The sequence below is a fragment of the Rhodanobacter sp. Soil_C_14 genome (assembly GCF_057657335.1).
The window spans coordinates 187,262-209,564 of record NZ_JBDGIQ010000004.1; the positions used below are offsets into that span (position 1 = coordinate 187,262).

The 22,303-nt window shown below is 68.0% G+C and carries 19 protein-coding genes and 1 riboswitch; of the genes, 13 read left to right on the top strand and 6 right to left on the bottom strand.

What is annotated here, in order from left to right; genetic code table 11:
- Positions 1–12 precede the first annotated feature (12 nt).
- From AC3A56_RS11540 to AC3A56_RS11565, 6 genes are all read left to right on the top strand, one after another.
- Positions 13–2,040, top strand: a complete 2,028-nt coding sequence (locus AC3A56_RS11540; protein WP_056716745.1) for a serine hydrolase domain-containing protein — start codon at positions 13–15, stop codon at positions 2,038–2,040.
- A gap of 40 nt (positions 2,041–2,080) precedes the next feature.
- Positions 2,081–3,103: a dipeptide epimerase gene (locus AC3A56_RS11545; protein ID WP_487770425.1), complete on the top strand. Its 1,023-nt coding sequence runs from the start codon at positions 2,081–2,083 to the stop codon at positions 3,101–3,103.
- A 36-nt stretch (positions 3,104–3,139) separates the two neighbouring features.
- Positions 3,140–4,450 carry a peptide MFS transporter gene (locus AC3A56_RS11550; protein WP_487770426.1) on the top strand — a complete coding sequence of 437 codons (1,311 nt, stop codon included), beginning with the start codon at positions 3,140–3,142 and terminating at the stop codon, positions 4,448–4,450.
- A gap of 10 nt (positions 4,451–4,460) precedes the next feature.
- Positions 4,461–5,369 carry a MurR/RpiR family transcriptional regulator gene (locus AC3A56_RS11555; RefSeq protein WP_487770427.1) on the top strand — a complete coding sequence of 303 codons (909 nt, stop codon included), beginning with the start codon at positions 4,461–4,463 and terminating at the stop codon, positions 5,367–5,369.
- Position 5,370: 1 nt separating this feature from the next.
- Entirely contained in the window at positions 5,371–7,002 is a 1,632-nt protein-coding gene (locus tag AC3A56_RS11560) for a serine hydrolase (protein WP_487770428.1), read from the top strand.
- Positions 7,003–7,108: 106 nt separating this feature from the next.
- Positions 7,109–7,801 (top strand): histidine phosphatase family protein, encoded by a 693-nt coding sequence (locus tag AC3A56_RS11565; RefSeq protein ID WP_487770429.1) that lies wholly within the window; start codon positions 7,109–7,111, stop codon positions 7,799–7,801.
- Positions 7,802–7,852: 51 nt separating this feature from the next.
- Here the strand turns inward: AC3A56_RS11565 and AC3A56_RS11570 are convergent, their stop codons facing one another.
- The 4 genes from AC3A56_RS11570 to AC3A56_RS11585 form a co-directional block, all read right to left on the bottom strand.
- The gene (locus AC3A56_RS11570; RefSeq protein ID WP_200946224.1) at positions 7,853–8,482 is read right to left on the bottom strand and encodes a DUF4124 domain-containing protein; all 630 of its coding nucleotides are present in this window, start codon (positions 8,480–8,482) and stop codon (positions 7,853–7,855) included.
- Between the two features lie 275 nt (positions 8,483–8,757).
- Complete coding sequence (gene pnuC, locus AC3A56_RS11575) at positions 8,758–9,339, bottom strand: nicotinamide riboside transporter PnuC (RefSeq protein ID WP_487770430.1); 582 nt, start codon at positions 9,337–9,339, stop codon at positions 8,758–8,760.
- Positions 9,340–9,341: 2 nt separating this feature from the next.
- Positions 9,342–11,525: a TonB-dependent siderophore receptor gene (locus AC3A56_RS11580; RefSeq protein ID WP_487770431.1), complete on the bottom strand. Its 2,184-nt coding sequence runs from the start codon at positions 11,523–11,525 to the stop codon at positions 9,342–9,344.
- 55 nt (positions 11,526–11,580) lie between these two features.
- A riboswitch (TPP riboswitch) is annotated at positions 11,581–11,676 on the bottom strand.
- A 153-nt stretch (positions 11,677–11,829) separates the two neighbouring features.
- Complete coding sequence (locus AC3A56_RS11585) at positions 11,830–12,966, bottom strand: phosphotransferase enzyme family protein (protein WP_487770554.1); 1,137 nt, start codon at positions 12,964–12,966, stop codon at positions 11,830–11,832.
- Positions 12,967–13,098: 132 nt separating this feature from the next.
- Between AC3A56_RS11585 and AC3A56_RS11590 the strand changes: the two genes are divergently transcribed.
- From AC3A56_RS11590 to AC3A56_RS11605, 4 genes are all read left to right on the top strand, one after another.
- On the top strand, positions 13,099–13,992 hold the full coding sequence (locus AC3A56_RS11590) for an AEC family transporter (RefSeq protein ID WP_487770555.1): 894 nt from the start codon (positions 13,099–13,101) through the stop codon (positions 13,990–13,992).
- 66 nt (positions 13,993–14,058) lie between these two features.
- Positions 14,059–14,649 carry a response regulator gene (locus tag AC3A56_RS11595; protein WP_056716731.1) on the top strand — a complete coding sequence of 197 codons (591 nt, stop codon included), beginning with the start codon at positions 14,059–14,061 and terminating at the stop codon, positions 14,647–14,649.
- A 20-nt stretch (positions 14,650–14,669) separates the two neighbouring features.
- Positions 14,670–15,077, top strand: coding sequence for an RNA-binding S4 domain-containing protein (locus AC3A56_RS11600; protein ID WP_487770432.1), 408 nt, complete (start codon positions 14,670–14,672; stop codon positions 15,075–15,077).
- A gap of 195 nt (positions 15,078–15,272) precedes the next feature.
- On the top strand, positions 15,273–15,929 hold the full coding sequence (locus AC3A56_RS11605; protein ID WP_056716726.1) for a response regulator: 657 nt from the start codon (positions 15,273–15,275) through the stop codon (positions 15,927–15,929).
- A gap of 72 nt (positions 15,930–16,001) precedes the next feature.
- On the opposite strand, the gene AC3A56_RS11610 is transcribed toward AC3A56_RS11605, so the two are convergent.
- Positions 16,002–16,478 carry an Lrp/AsnC family transcriptional regulator gene (locus AC3A56_RS11610; protein ID WP_204109057.1) on the bottom strand — a complete coding sequence of 159 codons (477 nt, stop codon included), beginning with the start codon at positions 16,476–16,478 and terminating at the stop codon, positions 16,002–16,004.
- Positions 16,479–16,571: 93 nt separating this feature from the next.
- On the opposite strand from AC3A56_RS11610, the gene AC3A56_RS11615 reads away from it, so the two are divergent.
- The gene (locus tag AC3A56_RS11615; protein ID WP_487770433.1) at positions 16,572–17,756 is read left to right on the top strand and encodes a trans-sulfuration enzyme family protein; all 1,185 of its coding nucleotides are present in this window, start codon (positions 16,572–16,574) and stop codon (positions 17,754–17,756) included.
- Between the two features lie 123 nt (positions 17,757–17,879).
- Here the strand turns inward: AC3A56_RS11615 and mutS are convergent, their stop codons facing one another.
- Positions 17,880–20,471: a DNA mismatch repair protein MutS gene (gene mutS / locus AC3A56_RS11620; RefSeq protein WP_487770434.1), complete on the bottom strand. Its 2,592-nt coding sequence runs from the start codon at positions 20,469–20,471 to the stop codon at positions 17,880–17,882.
- Positions 20,472–20,558: 87 nt separating this feature from the next.
- On the opposite strand from mutS, the gene AC3A56_RS11625 reads away from it, so the two are divergent.
- Positions 20,559–21,068, top strand: a complete 510-nt coding sequence (locus AC3A56_RS11625) for a CinA family protein (protein ID WP_082542815.1) — start codon at positions 20,559–20,561, stop codon at positions 21,066–21,068.
- A gap of 145 nt (positions 21,069–21,213) precedes the next feature.
- Positions 21,214–22,251, top strand: a complete 1,038-nt coding sequence (gene recA / locus AC3A56_RS11630; protein WP_007806195.1) for a recombinase RecA — start codon at positions 21,214–21,216, stop codon at positions 22,249–22,251.
- Positions 22,252–22,303: the final 52 nt, after the last annotated feature.

The following is a 22,303-nucleotide window of genomic DNA, read 5'->3' on the forward strand; positions in this document are numbered from 1 at the left end:
CGGAGTGCGTCCATGAACCGCTATGCGAAATTCGCCGCGGCATTAGCGATCACCTGTGCCGTCGGCATCGCGATGGCGCAGGTGCCGTCGTCGCCGAACCCCGCACCCGCAAGCTCGATCCTGCCGGTGCCGGCCGTGCCCGTCGCCGCCGCGCCGGCCGCGGCGCTGGCGCCGCCGGTTGGCGTCGCGCATGCATTGACCGCCGACGACCTGGCCACCTTCCTCGACGGCATGGTGCCGTACATGATCCAGCGCGGCGACGTCGCCGGCGGGGTGATCTCGGTGGTCAAGGACGGCCAGCTGCTGTTCGCCCGCGGCTACGGCTACGCCGACCTGGCCAGGCGCACGCCGGTGTCGCCCGAGACCACGCTGTTCCGGCCCGGCTCGACCTCCAAGCTGTTCACCTGGACGGCGGTGATGCAGCAGGTGGAGCAGGGCAAGCTGGACCTCGACCACGACGTCAACGAATACCTCGACTTCACCATCCCGGCGCGCGACGGCAAGCCGGTGACGCTGCGTCAGCTGATGACGCACACCGCCGGCTTCGAGGACACCGCCCGCGGACTGTTGCCGAAGAAGCCCGAGGACGTCGATCTGGAGCGCTACCTGAAGACGCATATCCCCGCGCGGATCTTCCCGCCGGGCGAGATCGTGGCGTACTCCAACTACGGTTGCGGACTGGCCGGCTACATCGTGCAGCGCGTCTCCGGCGAGCGCTTCGAGGATTACATCCGGCAGCACATCCTCGACCCGCTGGACATGCATCACTCGAGCTTCGCGATGCCGCTGCCGCCGCAGCTGGCGCCGCTGATGGCCAAGGGCTACAAGAGCGCCTCCGACGGCAAGCCGCAGCCGTTCGAACTGGTCGATCCCGCGCCGGCCGGCGCGCTGAGCAGCAGCGCGACCGACATGGCGAACTTCATGATCGCCCAGCTGCAGGGCGGCCGTTTCGGCGACACCCGCATCCTCAAGCAGGCCACCGCCGAGTTGATGCACAGCCCGCAGTACACGGCGGCGCCGGGCCTGAACGGCTTCGACCTGGGCTTCTACCAGGAGGATCGCAACGGCCAGCGCATCATCGGCCACGGCGGCGACACCATGGTGTTCCACAGCGACCTGCATCTGCTGCTGGATGCGAACGTCGGCATCTTCATGTCGTTCAACAGCGCCGGCGATGCGGGCAGCGTGCACGTGATCCGCAAGGCGATCTTCCAGGCATTTCTCGACCGCTATTTCCCCAAGGAAGCACCGTCACCGTCGACCGTGGACACCGCCAAGGCTGATGCCGCGCGCGTGACTGGCTGGTACCAGGCCAGCCGCCGCAACGACAGTGCGCTGCGCATGCTGTACCTGTTCGGCCAGGTCAACGTGGCGGCGAAACCCGACGGCACGCTGGCGGTGTCGATGCTCACCGACTACGCGGGCAAGCCGCTGCAGTGGCACGAGACCGGGCCGCTGCACTACAGCGAAGTGAACGGCAAGTCGCAACTGGCCTTCGTTGCCGACGCGAACGGCGGCATCCGTTACTGGGCTACCGATGCCGAGGTGCCGGTGTTCCTGTTCCAGCGCGTGTCCGCGGCTCGCAGCCTGGGCACGGTCGGCCCGCTGCTGGGCGCGTCGGTGGCGATCCTGCTGGCAACGCTGCTGAGCTGGTTCGTCGGCGGCTGGGTGCGCCGGCATTACCGGCGGCCGCTGCAGCTGACGGCGCTCCAGCTGCGCACGCGCCTGCTGTCGCATCTCGGCGTGCTGGCGTTGCTGGTGGTGGTGCTGGGCTGGCTGACCTTCATCGCGGTGACCTCGGCCGACGAGTCGAAGCTGCTGGACGGCTCGGGCACGGGCTGGCTCTACCTGCTTTACGTACTCGGCGTGTTCGGCCTGCTCGGTGCGCTGGCGGTGCTGGTGCATGCGGTGCGTGCCTGGATGGCACCGCGGCGCGGCCGCTGGGTGCTTGCCGGCGAAACGCTGCTGGCGCTGGCGGCGATCTACCTGGCCTGGTTCATCGTGGCGTTCGGGCTGGTCAGTTTCAACGTGAGGTTCTGACGGACCGCTGCGCATCGACATCAATCAGGCAGGAGAGATCATGGGTACCGAGGGACACGCACGGCTGCAGTTGCACACGCGGCTCGAGAAGTGGGCATTGAAGGAGCCGTTCCACATCACCGGTTACACCTTCGACGAGTTCGAGGCGCTGGTGGTGACCCTGCACGAGGGCGACCGGTTCGGTCGTGGCGAGGCGCTGGGCGTCTACTACCGCAACGACACGCCGGCCGCGATGCAGGTGCAGGTCGAGGCGCTGCGCGAACGGATCGAGGGCGGCCTGACGCGGCAGGAACTGCTGCAGCTGCTGCCGGCCGGCGGCGCGCGCAACGCGGTCGACTGTGCGCTGTGGGATCTGGAAGCCAAGCGCAGCGGCCGGCCGGTGTGGATGCTGGCCGGCGGCGAGGCGCCGCAGCCGCTGGTGACCACCTTCACCCTCGGCGCCGACGCGCCGGCGACGATGGCCGGGATCGCGCGGGGCTTTCCCGGCGCGCGCGCGCTCAAGCTCAAGCTCACCAATGACGAGCTCAACGCCGAGCGCGTGCGTGCGGTGCGCGCGGCGTGCCCCGATGCGTGGATCATGGTCGACGCCAACCAGGGTTTCACCCGCGACTCGTTCGCGTGCCTGCTGCCGGCGCTGGTGGAGGCGCGGGTGGCAGTGGTGGAGCAGCCGTTCCCGATCGGCAATGAGGCCTGGCTCGACGGGCTGGACAGCCCGATCATGATCGCCGCCGACGAGAGCGTGCAGGATCATCACGACCTGCCGTCACTGGTGGGCCGGGTCGGCATGATCAATATCAAGCTGGACAAGTGCGGTGGCCTCACCGAGGCGCTGGCGATGGCCGCCCAGGCGCGCGAGCTGGGCTTCGAGCTGATGGTGGGCAACATGTCCGGCTCGTCGCTGGCGATGGCGCCGGCCTTCGTGCTGGGCCAGTCGTGCAAGGTGGTGGACCTGGACGGGCCGATCTACTTGCGGCGCGACCCGGCACCGTCGGCGATCTACGAACAGGGCCGCATCTGGTGCGACGATGCGATATGGGGCGGGCCGCTGGCGGCGGCCGCCTAGACCACAGGGGAGAGACATCGCACCGTGTCCGACAGCATGATTCCAGCACGCGAGAAAAACTGGTTTGGCCATCCGCGCGGCCTGAGCGTGCTGTTCCTCACCGAAATGTGGGAGATGTTCTCCTTCTTCGGCATGCGCGCGCTGCTGGTCTACTACATGACCAAGCACCTGGACCTGGACCAGCAATACGCCTCGCTGATCTACGGCGCCTATGCCGCCTTCGTGTATTTCACGCCGGTGTTCGGCGGCATGGTGGCCGACCGCTGGCTGGGCAAGCGCAACGCGGTGATGATCGGCGGCGCCACGATGGCGCTCGGTCATTTCATGATGGCCTCCGAGCCGCTGTTCTATCCGGCGCTGGCCACCATCGCGTTGGGCAACGGGCTGTTCCTGCCCAGCCTGGCCAGCCAGATCGAAGGGCTTTACCGCGATGGCGATCCGCGCAGCAAGAGCGCCTACAACATCTACTACGTGGGCGTGAACCTGGGTGCGTTCCTGGCGCCGCTGATCTGCGGCACGCTGGGCGAGGCGTACGGTTGGCACTGGGGTTTCGCCGCGGCCGGCTTCGGCATGCTGCTGTCGCTGGTGATCTACCTGGCCGGCGCCCGTTACCTGCCGCCGGAACCGAAGCGCGGCGCCGAGGCAAGGGCGGCACGGCCGCCGGTGGATCGGGCGGTGATCGATCGTTTCGCGCTGCTGCTTGGCGTCGCCGCGATCGTGGTGGTGTTCCGCGGCGCCTACGAGCAGGTCGGCAACACCATCGCGCTGTGGATCGACCAGAGCGTGGACCGCGAGCTGGCCTCGGGCTGGGTCATCCCGATGACCTGGTTCCAGTCGATCAACTCGGTGGTGGTGTTCGCCTTCACCCCGCTGCTGGTGGCGCGCTGGGCGCGGCTGGCGCAACGCGGCGTGGAGACGCCGCTGCTCGGGCGGATGGCGTTCGGCGCCGCCATCGTGGGCGGTTCCTACCTGATGCTGGCCGTGCTGTCGGCGTGGTGCGAGGCGCACGGCGTGCGCGCGCACTGGGGCTGGCTGGCGGCCTGGTTCGTGCTGATGACCACCGGCGAGCTGTACATCCTGCCGGTGGGGCTGGCCCTGTTCGGGCGCATGGCGCCGGAGGGTTTTCGCGCCACCAGCATCGCCACCTGGTTCTTCGCGGGCTTCTTCGGCAACCTGCTGGCCGGCGCGCTGGGCACGCTGTGGAGCCGGCTCGGCCACGCCTGGTTCTTCGCCCTGATCGCGGCGGTGGCCGGCGTGTCGGCCGCGCTGTTGTATATGCTTGGCCGTCGCCTGGGCGACGTGGAAACCCATGGAACGGCGGGCGCCGCCATGGCGCTGGCCAGATAAACGGATGACGATGACCAAGGACCTGCAAAAAAAGCTGAAGAGCCGCTGGGACAGCTTCACCACGGCCGAGCAGAAGATCGCCAGCTACCTGCTGCACAACATCAGCGGCATCCCGTTCGAGACGGCCGCGTCGCTGGGCAAGCGCGTGGGCGTGAGCGCGATGACGGTGGGCCGGTTCCTGCGCAACCTGGGTTATGCGGGCGTCGGCGACCTGAAGGAGGAACTGCGCGGCGATGCGCCGTGGATGCAGCTGTACAAGACCTCCGAGCCGGCAGCCGACGCCGACTACATCAGCGAGAGCCTGCAGGCGGAGATCCGCAGCCTCAACGATGTCTACGCGCTGGCGCGGGGCGAGGAATGGGCGCCCATCGTGAAGATGCTGGTGTCGGCCGATCGCGTGTCGGTGGCCAGCTTCCAGCACGGCTCCTTCCTGGGACTGGGCTTTGCTTCCTCGCTGCAGCACGTGCGGCCGCGGGTGTCGTTCGAATCGGGCGCCGACGGCTCCTATACCGGCATGCTGCTGGATTCCACCGAGCAGAGTTGCGTGGTGCTGATCGACATCCGCCGCTATTCGCGCCACTTCCGCCTGCTCGCCGAGGAGGTGGTCGAGCGCGGCATTCCGCTGCTGATCATCACCGACACGCAGTGCTACTGGGCGCGCCAGCTGACCTCGCACGTGCTGATGATCCCGATGCAGACCGGCCGCGCCTGGCACAGCTTCGGCACGCTCACCAGCCTGTTCAGCCTCCTGATCAACGCGGTGATCCGCGAGATGGGCGACATCCTCGGACGGGTCGGCGACATCACCGAGCTGCGCCAGAAATTCATCGGCTACGACGGGCCTTCGATGTCGGGCGAGGGCAAGCCGGCCCGTGCCGGGCAGCACAAGAAGGCGAAGAAGCCGGCAAAGCGGCGCTGACATGGGCGACATCACCGAGCGAGGCAAGAGCATGACCTGCAGGATTCCGCGACTGTCGCTGCACCGTTGCCTCACCGGTTTGCTCATCGCGCTGGTCGTCGCCGGCGCACCGGCGCTGGCTGCCGCGCCGGTGCAGGATCTGGATGCCTTCGCCGCGCGGGCCATGAAGGCCTTCGGCACACCGGGCATGGCGGTGACCATCGTCGACGGCCAGACCATCACCACGCACGGCTACGGCGTGCGCAAGCTGGGTGAGGCCGCGCGGGTCGACGCGCACACGATCTTCCCGATCGGTTCCAACACCAAGGCCTTCACCGCGGCAGCGCTGGCGATCCTGGTCGACCAGGGCAAGCTGCACTGGGACGACCGCGTGGTGGACAAGCTACCGGGCTTTCGCATGTACGACGCCTATGCGTCGGCCGAGATGACGGTGACCGACCTGCTGGTGCATCGCAGCGGGCTGGGCCTGGGCGAGGGCGACCTGATGATGTTTCCCACCAGCGACCGCACGCGCGCGGAACTGGTGCATGACATCCGCTACCTGAAACCGGTGCGCTCGTTCCGCGGCGGCTACGACTACGACAACGTGCTGTACATCGTCGCCGGGCAACTCGTCGAAGCCGTTTCCGGCCAGCGCTGGGAGGACTTCGTGCAGCAGCACATCCTCGACCCGCTGCAGATGCGCGACACGCAGACCAGCATCGATGCCCGCACCGCCGACCAGGCCGCGTTGCACGGCAAGAACACCACGCCGGTGCGCGGCGTCGGCCCCCAGCGGGTGCTGACCACGGTGATGACCGGTAGCGTGTTCGCGGCCGCCGGTGCGCTGCAGGTCAGTGCGACCGACATGGGGCAATGGTTGCGGCTGCAGCTCGATGGCGGTCGGCGGAAGGACGCCAGGCCGATCTTCAGCGCCGCGGCCGCGAAGATGCTGTGGACGCCGCAGACGCTGATCCCGATCTCTCCGCTGCCGGCCGAGGTCGCGCTGGCGCAACCGCAATTCAACGCCTACGCACTGGGCTTCGAGGTGCAGGACTACCGCGGCCACCGGATCATCACCCATCTGGGCGGCGTGCTGGGCGGCTATTCCGCGGTGGTGATCATTCCGGAACGGCACGCGGCGTTCGCCGTGATGCTCAACGCCGAAGATCCCGCCACCTTGCTGGCGATGCGCGAGCATCTGCTGGACAGCTTGCTGGGGCTTCCCTCGCCGGACTGGATCGCCGGCTACGGCAGGATGTTCGAGGGGATCAGGGCGAGCGCTGCGGCGGCGCTGAAGGCTGCGGGCAGTGACACGCAGTCCCGCGGTGCTCCGTCGCTGCCGCTTTCGGCATACGCCGGCGTGTATCGCGACCCGTGGTACGGCACGGCTACCCTGCGCCAGGATGCGGACGGCGCGCTGACGATCAGCTTCGATCGCTCGCCCGGGTTGCACGGCGTACTGGAGCACGTGCGCCAAGACACCTTCCGCACGCGCTGGGCGATGCCCGACGTGGAGGATGCCTACGTGAGCTTCGCGCTGAACCCCGATGGCAGCATCGCGCAGATGAGGATGAAGGCGGTGTCGCCGATCGCCGATTTCAGCTGGGACTACCAGGACCTGCGCTTCGTCCCGGTGGCTGCCGGCAAGTAGCGCGCTTCGTCCGAAGACCTTGCTGCCGCGCCGACTGGCGGCCTGAGCTGGTTCCTTGCGTGTTGGCGTTGGATACTCGGCGCACTGACCGCAACGGGGCACGCCCATGTTTCCACGACTTCTGCTGATGCTGCTGTGCCTGCTGCCGGTGGCGTCAATCGGCGCGACCGAGGCGCCCGCCACGCGCACCATCGTGCTGGTGCGCCACGGCTACTACCTGCCCGATGCGAAGGCTGACCCGAAACTGGGCCCGCACCTGGCGCCGATCGGCGTGGCCCAGGCGCATCTGGCCGGCGCGCGGCTGGCCGCCTTGCCGGAGCGCTTCGATGCGATGTACGTGAGCCCGGTGCAGCGTGCGCGCGACACCGCGGCCGTCATCGCCGGTGACTTTCCGGGCCGGCATTTCGAGGTGGTCGACGACCTGGCCGAATGCACGCCGCCGACACGACGCAAGGAAATCATCGCCGACGAGAAGGCGTCGGATCTTGCCGCCTGCGCCCGCCAATTCGATCGCCTGTTCGCGGATTACTTCAAGCCGGCGCACGGCCACGCGCAGACCGAGCTGATGGTTTGCCACGGCAACGTGATCCGCAACATGGTGGTCCGTGCACTGGGTGTCGACAGCAAGGCCTGGCTGGAAATGTCGGTGGGCAACGCCAGCATCACCCGAATCCTGGTCGAGGCCGACGGTCGCTTCAAGGTCATCTCGGTGGGCGACGTGGGGCACATCCCGCCGAGCCTGCGCACCGGTGCCACCGGCGATGCCGAACGCAGCCTGGCGATTCCGGCGTTGCCGTAGCGACGAACACCGGCGTTGCGATCACGCCTGATGCCGTTTCATCCCGTCAGCTCAGCACTGCACGCGGCCACCGGCCAGCTGCTTGCACGGGTGGAACACCGGTTCCTTCGGCGGCGGGCGGTGATGACCGTCGCCATCGCCGTGGTGGTCGTGATCGCGGCCCGGACGACGGTTCGGATACGGTACCCAGTACGCCGGCGGCGGGTTGTACGCCGGCTGTTGCTGCAGCTGGTCCTGGTAGGCGTCGTTCTGCTGGCGCAGGACTTCGTTCTCGCCCTGCAGGCGGTTGCGCTCGGCGGCCTCGTCGACCAGCGCCTGCTGCCGTTCCTGCTCGGCGCGCTGCTGCGCGGCGTAGGCTTCGTCGGCCTGGCGCTGTTCCTTCTCGTCCTGCGCCTGCTGGCGGGCCTCGATGCGCTGCTGGTACAGCGCTTCGAGGTGGTGCGAATCGGCATAGCTCTTCGCCAGCTTGTCCTGGCCCAGGCGCAGGTAGCGGTCGATGACTTCAGTGTCGTCGGCCTGGTGCAGCAGCTCGCCATTGCCCTGCGGGCAGGGATGGTCGGTGTAGCTGACCTGTCCGCCGACGGTGCACTTGTAGATGTTCTGCGCGCCCGCGGTGCCCGCGGCGGCCAGCAGCAGGAGCGCCAGGCATGACAGGGGAATTCGGTTCGGCCGGACTTTCATGGGGACGTCCATCCTGGGTGACTAGGAGCGTGGGCGGTAGAAACCAAGCGAGCGAGGCAAAGTGGTTTTGAGTCAGGTTTTTCGATCATTTGAGGCGAATAGCCGTAGCTATTCAACGAAAGTGAGCGGAAAAGCTGGCCAAAACCACGCAGCCGCAGCCGCTTGGTTTCTACCGCCCACGCTTCTGGCATCGGCTGGATGTTGCCGCCGCGCGGGTTAGGCCGCGCTGAACGCGAGGGCGACGCGTCGACGGTAGCGCGGCCAGGTCGCGCCGTTCAAGCGGCGGGCGACGCCTTGGCCGGCTGGCGGCCGGCGCCCTGCCACGCGCGCAGGCCGATCACCGCCAGCACCACGAAGCCGGCGTACAGCACCGCGGTGATCAGCAGGTGCTTGTAGACGTACTCGCCCACGTAGATCACGTCCACCGCGATCCACAGCCACCATGCGGCCACGTGCCGCCGCGCCTGCCACCACTGGGCGACCAGGCTGAAGGCGGTCAGCGCCGCGTCCAGCCAGGGCAGGGCGGCGTCGGTGAGGTGATGCATGAAGGCGCCGAGCGCGATCGCGCCGACGCCGCCGATGGCGAGATGGATGATCGCCTGGCGCCGCGTCAGCGGCGCCACCTGGACGAGTCCGTCTTCGCCCAGGTGTTGCAGCCAGCGGTACCAGCCGTAGCCAATGAATCCCGCGAACGCCAGTTGCAGCAGTGCATCGGAATACAGCCTGGCATCGACGAACACCCAGGCGTAGATCAGCACGGACACCAGCCCGATCGGCCAGCACCATGGCTGGCGCCGGGCGGTGAGCCAGACGCCGAGCGCGCTGACGATCGCCGCGATGAGTTCGACCCAGGTCATCTTCAGAACGCGAACGTCAGCGACAGGCGCGCCAGTCGCGGCGCGCCCGGGAACAGGTAGCTGTCGCCGCCGGAGCTGCCGGTGTCGCGCCAGTAGAAGCGGTTGAACACGTTGTCGACACTGAGCCGCCAGGTCATCGCGTGACCGTTCCAATGGCTGGCGTAGCGCAGGCCCGCATCGAACACGTGGTAGGCCGGCACCCGCGTCACGCCGTCGGGCGTGGCCACGTTGCTGCTGGCGTAGCGCCAGCCGCCGAGCAGGCTGAGCCGGTCGGCGAACGGCAGGCGATAGTCCAGGTACACCGCACTGCGCAGGCGCGGCACGTTGACCACCTGGTGGTCTTCGTAAGCGGGCGCGCCGGTGTCATACGCACGTGCGCGAATGAGGTTGACGCTGGCGGTGAGGCGCAGGCGATCGGTCAGCTGGCCGGCGGCGTTGAGTTCCAGTCCGGCATGCGCCTCGTTGCCCTGCTGGACGAAGGTGAAGCCCTCGGCGCTGCTGTCCGGTCGGGCGAACTGGTATGGCTGGCTGATGCGGTACAGCGCCGCCGACAGACTCAGGGCATCGCTGGCGGCGTACTTCACGCCCGCCTCGGTTTGGCGCGCCAGCAGCGGGGCCAGCGTGGTGCCGTCGTTGGCGGTCCAGTACGGCGCCTCGTTGCCCAGCGACAGGCTCTCGCTGTAGCTGAGATAAGTGGTCAGCCGCGTGGTGGGCTGGTACAGCACGGCTGCCTGCGGCAGGAACTTGCCCAGTCGGGTGTCGCGCTCGGGCACGCCGTCGGAATCATTGGCGCGCTCGTGCAGTCGCACGAAACGCCCGCCGGCCAGCAACTGCCACTGCGTGCCGAGATGCAGTCGATCCAGCGCGAACACGGAGTGCTGCCAGCTGGTCAGGCGACGCACCGAGGCGCCCGGCTGGTTCGGCGACGGCGCGAAGTACGGCGGGTCCACCTGATCGATGTTGGCGGTGCCGACGTAGTCGTACACGTCGGCGCGACGGTCGATGGTGCGGCGGAACGCGCTGGCGCCCAGGCTGATCTCGTGGCTGACCGCGCCGGTGTCGAACGCGCCCTTCAGCACCGCGCGCGCCTCGTCGTTGGCGCGGGTGTCGTCGGGGCTGCGGTAGTCGTAGACGTCGTAGTCGCCGTTGGGTGCGAAGAACCAGCCCGGCGTGGCGCCGCTGGCGCAGTCGGTCGAGTAGAAGCAGCCGTAGGCGAACGCCACGTTGTCGTCGATCACCGCGCGGCTGTGGCTGGCCGAGAGCTGGGCCGTCCAGGCATCGGCCAGGCGGTAGTCGAGGCGCAGCGTGCTGTTGCTGGCGTCGATGCCGACCGGCTGCTGCCACGGTTCGAAGCCGAGCATGCGGGTGCGCTCGGGATGCGCGGGAATCGTGCGGCCGCCGAGCAGCTGGTAGCCGGACACCGAACGCTGCGAGCTGGACTGGTAGTTGCTGTCCAGTTGCAGGGTCGCGTTCGGGCTGATCTTCCAGTCCGCTGCCAGCGAGACGAAGTTGCGCCGGCCGTCGGCGTGGTCGACGTAGGACTGCACGCCGTCATGGGCCGCGTTCACCCGCACGCCGAACGTCGGCGACAGCCAGCCGCCGACGTCCATGGCGAGGTAGCGCGAACCGTGCGAGTCGGTGCCGACGGTGGCGCTGCGCACGTCGGTCGGCCGCTTGCTGACGTAGTTGACCAGGCCGCCCGGCGCCACCACGCCTGCTTCGAGGCCGCCCAGACCCTTGAGGATTTCCACCCGCTGCTTGTCTTCCAGCGCGATCGGCTGCTCGCCGGCCAGGCTCATTTCGTTGAGCCTGTAGCCGGTGGCCAGGTCGAGCGCGTAGCCGCGGATGGCGACATCCTGGTAGTAGCCGACCGGCGCGTAGCTGTCGCCGAGCGCGGCGTCGCTGCGCGCCAGTTCGCTCAGCGTATGCGGCTGGCGGTCGTCGATCTGGTCGCGGGTGATCACGGTGATCGCGGCGGGCGTGTCCTGCAGCGGCGCGTTGCCGAAGCTGCCGAAGGTGTCCAGTTGCGAGTTGTCGGCGTGGTAGCCGTTGCTGCCGTTCGCGTTCACGTGGACCGGCGACAGGCGGGTGGCCTGCGGTTCGCCGGCGGTGTCCGTGGCATGCACGGGAGCGATCACCGCGAGCAGGGCGAGAAGCAGGGGAGTGCGGGAAAGAAGCATCGTCATCGTCGTCGTCAAGGGAGTGCGGACGAAGCGACGGCGACCCGGCAGTCGCAAGGACGCGCCGGATCTGCAAGCTCCCTACGCCGGTACAAGCCGGATCAGGTTCCAAGGGACTCTCTCAGCCCGGCTACGCCGGGCACCCCCGCTTCAAGAACGCGTATTGAACCACGGATCGAGCGGAACTGCTCGGGCTTCCATCGCGTGTCCGGTACATGCCCGGACGCGCTCACGCGAATCAGCCACTTGCGTGGCTGCTCCGCGCCCGGCCATCCATGGCCGGACTGAGAGGTTGAAAACGCACAACCTCTCAGTCGAGGTCGCGGATGAGCTGCAGCAGGGCCTGTCCCGGCGGCGTGTGGAACCACGCGGCATGGCCGCGCAGGAAGGTGTCCCAGGCCACGTCGGCGTTGGCCGGGGACTGCGTGATGCCCTGGAAGTACTCGACTTCGGACAGCGCGAAATCCACGTGCACCAGCGGCAGCAGGCTGGCCAGCAGCTGCCGGTCGTCGCGGCTCAATGGCCGCTGCTGGTGATAACCGTCGATCAGCGCCCGGGCGATGTCGGGGTGGGCGACGTCGCTGCGCCGATCCAGCTCCAGCCAGGCGATCGCGTTGCGCTCGATCGCGGTGGCCAGGTCGAACAGTGCGAAGTTGCGCGCGCACAGGCCGAAGTCGAGCACGTCGCTGATCCGTGCGCCGACGCCGTCGTCACTCCAGTACAGGTTCGACACGTGCCAGTCGCCGTGGGTCCACAGCGGCGGCTGCCGTGCAAGCCCTGGCTGGACGGCGGCGTGCCACGGGGCCAGCAGTTCGCCCAGCTCGTCCTGCCAGTGGCGATCGCGCAGATAGGTGGCCAGCGCGGGCCGCTGCGGCAGTTGCGCGGCCAGCGTCGCGACGGGATCGACGGCGCAGATCAGTTCGCTGCGTGCGACCAGGATGTGGGTGCTGCGCTGGGCGGCGCGATAGTCGGCGGCGGCCTCGTGCAGGCTGGCCAGCATCTGTCCGGCGACCAGCGCGTGCTGGCGGTTGGGCAGCGGTTCCCACGAGATCGCTTCGCGGTACAGGTCGATCCCGGCGGCACAGCGGTGCACTTCGTACACCCACTCGCCGCGTGCGGTGACCGTGCCGCCACCGGCGTGGCGCAATACCTCGGGGATCGGCGTACCGCGCTCGCGCAGGTGCGCGATGAAGCGATGTTCCTCGCCCAGCGTTTCCACGCCGCGCACGCGCTGGTGATGGCGCTTGACGAAGCACGTACCGCGCGGGCTTTCGACCAGGCACGCCGCCGACAGCGGGCGCGGACTGTGCCAGGCGATGCGGGCCGGGTCGCCGATGGCGGGATAGTCGCGCAGCACGGCTTCGACTTCGTCCGCGCGCAGCGGTGGCCAATCCGGCGGCGTGTTGTCGCCGGCCAGTCCGTGGGCGAGGTGGGTGAGGTCATTCATCGGGGCCATGGTGCCATGGGCAATCGCAAGCGGCGGATTATCGCCGACGGTTCCGCGATGGCGGCTTTTCAGTCGTGCCCGCTTCGCGTCTAATTGCCGGACTTTCCCCGCGGCACCCGTTCGATGAGTGCGATGTTGTTGCTGTTCGTCTGCCTGATTCTCGGCACCCTGGTGGCGCGCTACGCGAAGCCGCCGGCCGGCATCGTGCAGGGCATCAACTGGTGGGTGCTGAACGTGGCGCTGTCGGCGCTGGTGCTGGAACTGATTCCGAAGGTCAGCTTCGATCCCCAGCTGTGGTTCCTGGTGGCGGTGATGTGGCTGACCTTCGGCGGCGCGTGGCTGCTGTTCGGCCTGCTCGGGCCGCGGCTGGGCTGGTCGCGCCAGCGCACCGGCGCGCTGATCCTGGTGTGCGGGCTGGGCAACACCTCGTTCATGGGTTATCCGCTGATGCAGGCGCTGCACGGCAAGCAGGGGCTGGCGCTGGCCGTGGTGGCCGACCAGCTGGGCTGCTTCCCGGTGCTGGCGATCGGCGGCATCGTGGTCGCCTCGCTGTATTCGGGGCGCAAGCCGGAGCTGGGCTTGGTAGCCCGCCGCATCTGCACCTTCCCGCCCACCATCGCGCTGCTGATCGGCATCGTGGCCGGTATGTGCGCAGGCTGGCCGCCACTGCTGGACGGGGTGTTTGTGCCGATCGGCGCCACGCTGACCCCGCTGGCGCTGTTCTCGGTCGGCCTGCAGTTCAGGTTCCACCCCGGCCAGCGGCAACTGGGCGCAGCCAGCTGGGGCCTGGCCTGGAAGCTGTTGCTGGCGCCGGTGCTGTGCTGGGCCATGGGGGCTGCCGCCGGCGTCGACGGACTGGTGCTGACCGTGGGCGTGCTGCAGGCGGCGATGGCGCCGATGGTGTCCGCCACGATCCTGGCCGACGAATACGGGCTGGAACCGACCCTGGCCAATACCGTGCTGGGCGCCGGCATCGTGCTGTCCCTGCTGACCATTCCGCTGGGCAACGCGCTGCTTGGCGGGTAACGCATTTCTTGCGTCCGACGCGGAGTACGTCGAAACTAGCCCGAACGGGGCAGGGGAGCTCGGGGCATGGCTGGTTTCGAACTGATCAAGCGGCTGTTCGGCAGCGAACATGGCGAACGTCGTGCCGTGCCGCGCACCGGGGAACCCAAGAGCGCGTGCATCCTGGTCGTCGACGATTCGGCCACCATCCGCGCGGTGATCGGCAAGATGCTGATGCAGAACGGCCACATGGTGTTGAAGGCGGCCGACGGCGAGCAGGCACTGGCGACGGCGCGTCGGGAAAGCCCCGACCTGATCTTCCTCGACATCGTGATGCCCGGCATGAGCGGCTTCGCGGTGCTGCGCGCGCTGCGCCACGACCCGCTGACCCGCGACATCCCGATCGTGATGATCAGCGGCAACCTGCAGGCCACCGAGCAGTTCTACGTGCAGCGTTTCGGCGCCGACGATTTCATGAAGAAGCCGTTTGGCCGCGGTGAAGTGTTTGCCCGCATCGAACACCTGACCCGCAGCGGACGCCTGGTCGTGCGCCCGCGGGCGGAGGTGGAAGCGCCCGCGGGCGAGCCCGAGCACACCGAGGCCGAGCATGCGGCGATTCCCGATATCGCCATGCCCGACCCGCACGACATGGTCGCACCGGCCGCCACGCACGACTGAAGCACGTCGATGGCGCGACAATGGGCGCCATGAGCAAGTCTCCGATACCCGCGCCAGCCACCACACGCGTCGACGTGTGGCTGTGGGCCGCACGTTTCTTCAAGACCCGCAGCCTCGCCAAGCAGGCCATCGACGGTGGTCGCATCGACGTCAATGACGCCGGTTGCAAACCGGCAAGAACACTCCATTCGGGCGATCGCCTGAAGATCAGCCGTGGTGAGGAACGGATGGAAGTCGAGGTGCTGGCGTTGTCCGATCGGCGGGGGCCGGCCAGTGCCGCACAGCTTCTCTATCGTGAGACCGAGTCCAGCCGCGTGGCACGCGAGGCGGCGCGCGAGCTGCATCGCCTGATCGGTGCCAGCGGTCCGCCGAAGCGACCGGACAAGCAGGCGCGACGTGATCTGCGCCGGCTCAAGCACGATCATTGAGCCGCCGCGGATCAGACGCCAGTCGGGGCGGCACGGCCTTCAATAGTCGCGAATTCGCGGGTAAAACCCGTGGAAAACGGCGTTTCTTCGTGGGCTCTGAGCAGTGCATCGCAGAATGCCCTGCGTGGATGGAGGACTATCCCTTCAAATCCACCGGGTTGGCGATCCAGCCACCACATGGCCGCGGAGGCTTGCATGGACGGACACGCACTGAAGAATGGCATCGGCTTTTTCAAGCGCCTGCTGGGCAACCATGTCGAGGCCATCCATCGCGTTGAAGCGCAGGCACCGCTGGGTGCGCGCATGCTGGTGGTCGACGATTCCCCCACGATCTGCGCCGTGCTGGGCAAGATGCTGCGGCAGGACGGCTATGCCGTGCTGAAAGCCGGCGACGGCAAGGCGGCGATCGAGCTGGCGCGCAGCGAGCAGCCGTCACTGATTTTCCTGGACATCGTGATGCCGGGCATGAACGGCTTCGCGGTGCTGCGCGCGCTGCGCCATGACCCGCTGACGCGGGACATCCCGATCGTGATGATCAGCGGCAACCCGCAGGCCACCGAGCAGTTCTACGTACAGCGTTTCGGCGCCGACGATTTCATGCAGAAGCCCTTCGACCGCGACGAGGTGTATCTGCGCATCGGCCAGCTGGTGCAGTCGGGACGATTGCCCGCACGTCAGGATTCGCCACTGGTCGAGCAGCAGCCCGCTGCGCTGGAGGCGGTCGAGTTGACCGCCGAGGACCTGACCGACATTCCGGACATCGCGATGCCGGATGCGGACGTGACCGCCCAGCTGGCCGCGCCGGCAACACCGCCACCGCTGGTCCTGAAGCTGGCCCACGGTATCGGTTGAGCACGGACTGTTCCGCAACGGCCTCGGCCGGTGAAGAAATTCGCTGCCCGCGGTCCGGAATGATCGCAGCTCTCAGCCTTCATCCGCCTCGCGGTAGATCGGCACGTCGGGATTGCGCCGGAAGGTGAAGATCAGGCTGGTTTCGATGTGCGCCACTTCCGGTCGCGTGGTGAACGCATCCAGCGCGAAATCGCGCAGGTGGTCGCTGTCGGCCACCGCCACGTGCAGCAGGTAATCGTTGGCGCCGGCCACGTGATAGAACGCCAGCACCTCGCGCAGGGTCAGCAGGTAGGCGTGGAAGGCGTCCAGATCCTCGCGCGAGTGGCGCGCCAACCGCACGCTGATCATCGCCTGCAGGCCGATGCCCACCGCCGCCGGGGCAACTTCCGCGTGGTAACCGCTGATCGCGCCGCTTTCGCGCAGCCGGCGCACCCGCTCCAGCGCCGTCGATGGCGCCACCCCCACCCGTTCGGCCAGTGTCTTGTTGGGCAGCCGCGCGTTCTTCCGCAGCTCGCGCAATATGGCGAAGTCGATTCGGTCCAGGCGCATGAAAAGGGCTTTGTCGAAATTAAATTCGGTAACGGGTTTTAAGCATAGCGGATGATTCTAGTATCCAGCCATTCAATCGAATGGGTTGGGCTCATGGCGCGTCTCGAAACACTGGGTGTACATGCCGGTCGCGAGGATTTCGGCGAGCTTGGCGTGCATGCGCCGCCGCTGGATCTGTCGACCACGTATCCGGTGCGCGACCTGGCCGAGGGAACCGCCAGCTTCGACGCCCTGGTCGGCGGCGCGGCGACGGCGGCCAATCCGATCTACGCGCGTCTGCACAATCCCACCGTGGCGCGCTTCGAGCATGCGCTGGCGCAACTGGAAGGCACCACCGACGCGGTCGCGTTTGGTTCCGGCATGGCGGCGATGTCGGCCTGCCTGCTCGCGGCGGGGCAACGCGGCAAGCATGTGCTGGCGGTGCGCCCGCTGTACGGCACCAACGATCACCTGCTGAACTCGGGCCTGCTCGGGATCACCACGCACTGGGTCCAGCCGCACGAAGTGGCCACGGCGATCACTGCCGATACGGCGCTGGTGATCATCGAGACGCCGGCCAATCCCACGCTGGACCTGATCGATGTCGCCGCCGTAGTGAAGGCGGCCGGCTCGGTGCCGGTCCTGGTCGATTCCACCTTTGCCACCCCGGTGTTGCAGCAACCGGCCGCGTTGGGCGCCACGCTGGTATTGCACAGCGCGACCAAGTTCCTCGGCGGCTACGGCGACGTGATCGCCGGTGTGGTCGCCTGCGACGCAGAATGGGCCGCGGCGCTGCGCCAGGTGCGGGCCGCCACCGGCGGCCTGCTGCATCCGCTGGGCGCCTACCTGCTGCATCGCGGCCTGCAGACCTTGTCGTTGCGCGTGCTGAAGGCGCAGGACAACGCGCACAGGCTGGCGAAGTTGCTGGTGGCGCATCCGGTGGTGGCGAAGGTGTGCTACCCCGGCCTCGGCACGGTGGCGAATGCGCATCTGGTCGAGACGCAGATGCATGGCCCGGGCAGCCTGATGGCGTTCGAGATGCATGGTGGTCATGCCGCCGCCAGCGCGGTGATGGCTGCGGTGAGGCTGGCCACGCCGGCGGTCAGTCTGGGCTCGGTCGATACGTTGATCCAGCACCCGGCCGGGTTGACCCATCGCGTCGTCGACGCCGCCACCCAGGCGCAGCACGGCATCACGCCGGGTCTGCTGCGTCTGTCGGTGGGCATCGAGCATGTCGACGACCTGTGGGCCGATCTGCGTCAGGCGCTGGACGCGGCGCGGCTCAGCGCAGCGGCCTGACGATTCCAGCCGCACGCAGACGGCAACAGTTGGGGAGGGGTATCGCCGATCCTGATCATCGGCGATGGGTCGGGAGGGCCTGGAAAGGCCGGTGTCACAGGGCGCCGGCCTTTTTTCATGCGCTCAGTTCAGCGACTTGAGGCGGTACAGCGCCTCCAGTGCCTCGCGCGGGGTCAGTGCATCCGGATCGATGTCAGCCAGCGCACGCTCGGCGGCCGACGGCTGGGCGGCGGCGAACAAGCCCAGTTGCGGCGAAGCTTCGGCTGCGCGTGCCGGTGCACTGACGTGCTGGTGCATGCCGCGTTCGAGTTCGGTCAGGGTGCGTTTCGCATCGGCGATCACGGATTTCGGCAGGCCGGCCAGCGCGGCCACCTGCAGGCCGAAGCTGCGGTTCGCCGGACCTTCCTTCACCGCGTGCATGAACACCAGTTGCTCGCCCCGCTTCTGATCGTGCAGTTCGACGGCGTCCAGGTGCACGTTGGCGATCGACGGGAATTCGCCGGCCAGTTCGGTCAGCTCGAAATAATGCGTGGCGAACAAGGTGTATGCGCGGCAATGGCGGGCCAGATGCACCGCCGCGGCGCGCGCCAGCGACAGGCCGTCGTAGGTGCTGGTGCCGCGGCCGACCTCGTCCATCAGCACCAGACTGTCGGCGGTGGCGTTGTGCAGGATGTTGGCTGTCTCGCTCATCTCCACCATGAAGGTGGACTGGCCGCGCGACAGGTCGTCGCCGGCACCGATGCGGGTGAAAATGCGGTCGATCGGGCCGATCACCGCGCGGCTGGCCGGCACGTAGCTGCCGATGTGGGCGAGCAGCACGATCAGCGCGTTCTGGCGCATGTAGGTGCTCTTGCCGCCCATGTTGGGGCCGGTGATCACCAGCATGCGGCGCGCGTCGTCGAGCTTCAAATCGTTCGGCTCGAACGGCTCGTCACGGACTTTCTCCACCACCGGATGGCGGCCGCGTTCGATGCAGATGCCCTGCTCGTCGGTGAGCTCCGGCGCGCTCCAGTCCAGCGCCTCGGCACGTTCGGCCAGGGTGGCGAGCACGTCGAGCGCGGCGATCGCGCTGGCCGCGGCCTTCAACGGTTCGAGCTTTTCGGTGAGCGTGTCGAGCAGCGCTTCGTACAACGCACGCTCGCGCATCAGCGAGCGTTCCTTCGCCGACAGCACCTTGTCCTCGAAGCTCTTCAGCTCCTCGGTGATGTAGCGCTCGGCGTTCTTCGTGGTCTGTCGGCGCGTGTAATGCGTGGGCGCCTTGTCGGACTGCCCCTTGCTGATCTCGATGTAATAGCCGTGCACGCGGTTGTAGCCGACTTTCAGCGTGCTGATGCCGCTGGCGGCCTTTTCGCGCTCCTCCAGTTCGACCAGGTACTGGTCGGCGTGGGTGGACAGGCGGCGCAGTTCGTCGAGCTCGGTGTCGTAGCCGTCGGCGACCACGCCGCCGTCGCGCTGCAGTACCGGCGGCTGTTCGACGATGGCACGGGCGAGCAGGGCGGCCGTGTCCGCGTGGTCGCCGATGCTTTCGACCAGGGTGTGCAGCAGCGGGCTGTCCAGCGCGGCGATCTGTTCGCGCAACTTCGGCGCGGCGGCGAGGCCATCGCGCAGGGTGGACAGATCGCGCGGTCGCGCCGAGCGCAGCGCCACCCGCGCGAGGATGCGTTCGAGGTCGCCGATGCCGCGCAGCTGTTCGCGCAGGGATTCGTGGCGGCGACTGTCGATCAGCATGCCGATCGCCTGATGACGCCGGCGCAGGGCCTGGCGCGAACGCAACGGGCGGGTCAGCCAGCGACGCAGTGCGCGCGCTCCCATCGGTGTCACGGTTTCGTCGAGCACGCCGAGCAGGCTGTGTTCGATGCGGCCGCTGGGATGGGTGTCCAGTTCTAGGTTGCGCCGGGTGGCGGCGTCCAGCGCGATCGTCTCGCTGGCGCTTTCCACCGCCATGCCGGTGAGGTGGGGCAGCGCGCTCTTTTGGGTTTCCTCGACGTAGCCGAGCAGGCAGCCGGCAGCCGCGACCGCCAGCGGCATGCCGTCGACGCCGAAACCGCCCAGATCGCGCGTGCCGAAGAAGCGATTGAGCTCGCGCTTCGCCGCATCGGCATCGAAATGCCACGGTGGCCGCTTGCGCAGTCCGGGCAGGGCGCTGACCAGTTTCGGCCAGGCCACGTCCTCGCCGACCAGGGTCTCGGCCGGCTGCAGTCGCGCCAGTTCGGCAGCCAGCGCCTCGGCGCTCGGTACTTCGCTGAGCAGGAAGCGGCCGCTGGACAGGTCGACCCAGGCCAGGCCGTAGTCGCCGCGGGCGCCGGCGGCGATCGCCAGCAGCAGGTTGTCGCGGCGATCCTCGAGCAAGGCCGCATCGGTCACCGTGCCGGGCGTGATGATCCGCACCACCTTGCGCTCGACGATGCCCTTGGCCAGCGCCGGATCGCCCATCTGCTCGCAGATGGCCACCGATTCGCCCAGCCGCACCAGCCGCGCCAGGTAGTTCTCGGCCGCGTGGTAGGGCACGCCGGCCATCGGGATCGGTGCACCACCGGATTGCCCGCGCTGGGTCAGGGTGATGTCGAGCAGCCGCGCCGCCTTGCGGGCGTCGTCGTAGAACAGCTCGTAGAAATCGCCCATGCGGAAGAACAGCAGCACGTCTGGATGCTCGGCCTTGGCCGAAAGGTACTGGCGCATGAACGGGGTGTGTTTGGTGAGATCGTCTTGGCTCATGCAATGCAAGTCTTGGCGTGGTCGCGCGGAACGGGTAGAACGGTGCCTCTGCGCGTGGCGCAAAGCGTTCAAGTCCGGGAGTCTCGCATGGAGTTGTTGTCTGTTCCTACCGATGCGGAGTTGCTGGCACTGGCTGCAGAGGCCGCGGCCGAGGTGCAGCGCTGTCGGCTGATGCTGGTGACGGCGGAATCCTGCAGCGGCGGCTGGATCGCCAAGACGCTGACCGACCTGCCGGGCAGTTCGGCCTGGTATGACGCGGGCGTGGTGACCTACAGCTACGAGGCGAAGGAGGCGCTGCTCGGCGTCAATCCCCGCACGCTGGAGCATGCCGGCGCGGTAAGCGAGGAAACCGTGTTGGAAATGGTCTCCGGCGCACTGGCGCGTTTCGGCGCCGGCGTGGCGGTGGCGGTGACCGGCATCGCCGGGCCTTCCGGAGGCATGCCGGACAAACCGGTGGGCACGGTCTGGATCGGCTGGAAGCGTCGTGGCGGCTACGCCCATGCGCGGCTGTTCCATTTCCCGGGCGACCGCGAGGCGGTGCGCCGACAAACGGTGGCCGCCGCGCTCATCGGCTTGCGCAAAACGCTGACGGAGTGACACGCGATCGGCCGCCAGACCGGCTTGACCAGTGTGGGATACTGGTCGCGCACACGTCGCTCCGCGCCGATGGCGCAGATCGCAGCCCGTGAGATTCGACCCGGGCATCATGCTCCCCATTCACAGCCCAACCGGAATACCTACGATGGATGACAACAAGCGCAAGGCGCTCACCTCCGCCCTCGGCCAGATCGAAAAGCAGTTCGGCAAGGGTGCCGTCATGCGCATGGGCGATCGCGTCAACGAGGCGATCGAGACGATCTCCACCGGCTCGCTGGGACTGGACATCGCGCTGGGCGTCGGCGGCCTGCCGCGCGGTCGCGTGGTCGAGATCTACGGCCCGGAGTCCTCCGGCAAGACCACCATGACCCTGCAGGCGATCGCCAGCTGCCAGCGCGCCGGCGGCACCGCCGCGTTCATCGACGCCGAGCACGCGCTCGACCCGACCTATGCCGAGAAGCTGGGCGTCAAGGTCGACGACCTGCTGGTGTCGCAGCCGGATACCGGCGAGCAGGCGCTGGAGATCGCCGACATGCTGGTGCGCTCCGGCGCGGTGGACATGGTGGTGGTCGACTCGGTCGCCGCGCTGACCCCGAAGGCGGAAATCGAGGGCGAGATGGGCGACTCCCACGTCGGCCTGCATGCCCGTCTGATGAGCCAGGCTTTGCGCAAGCTCACCGCCAACATCAAGAAGTCCGGTTGCCTGGTGATCTTCATCAACCAGATCCGCATGAAGATCGGCGTGATGTTCGGCAGCCCGGAGACCACCACCGGCGGCAACGCGCTGAAGTTCTACGCCTCGGTGCGCCTGGACATCCGCCGTATCGGCGCGGTGAAGAAGGGCGACGAGATCATCGGTTCGGAAACCCGCGTCAAGGTGGTCAAGAACAAGGTGGCGCCGCCGTTCCGCCAGACCGAGTTCGAGATCCTCTACGGCGAGGGCACCTCGCGTGAGGGCGAGATCATCGAGCTGGGCGTGGCGCAGAACCTGATCGACAAGTCCGGTGCCTGGTACAGCTACAACGGCGACCGCATCGGCCAGGGCAAGGAGAACGTGCGCCAGTTCCTGCGCGACAACCCGGCGATTGCCAACGAGATCGACAAGCAGCTGCGCGAACGCCTGCTGGTGCCGGTCGGCCGGCCGGCTGCCGCCGCCGCTGAAGAGGCGCTCGAGGAAGCGTGAACCGTGAGGGTTGACGGTCTGTTGCATGCGCATGGCCCGGCTTGCCCGGGCC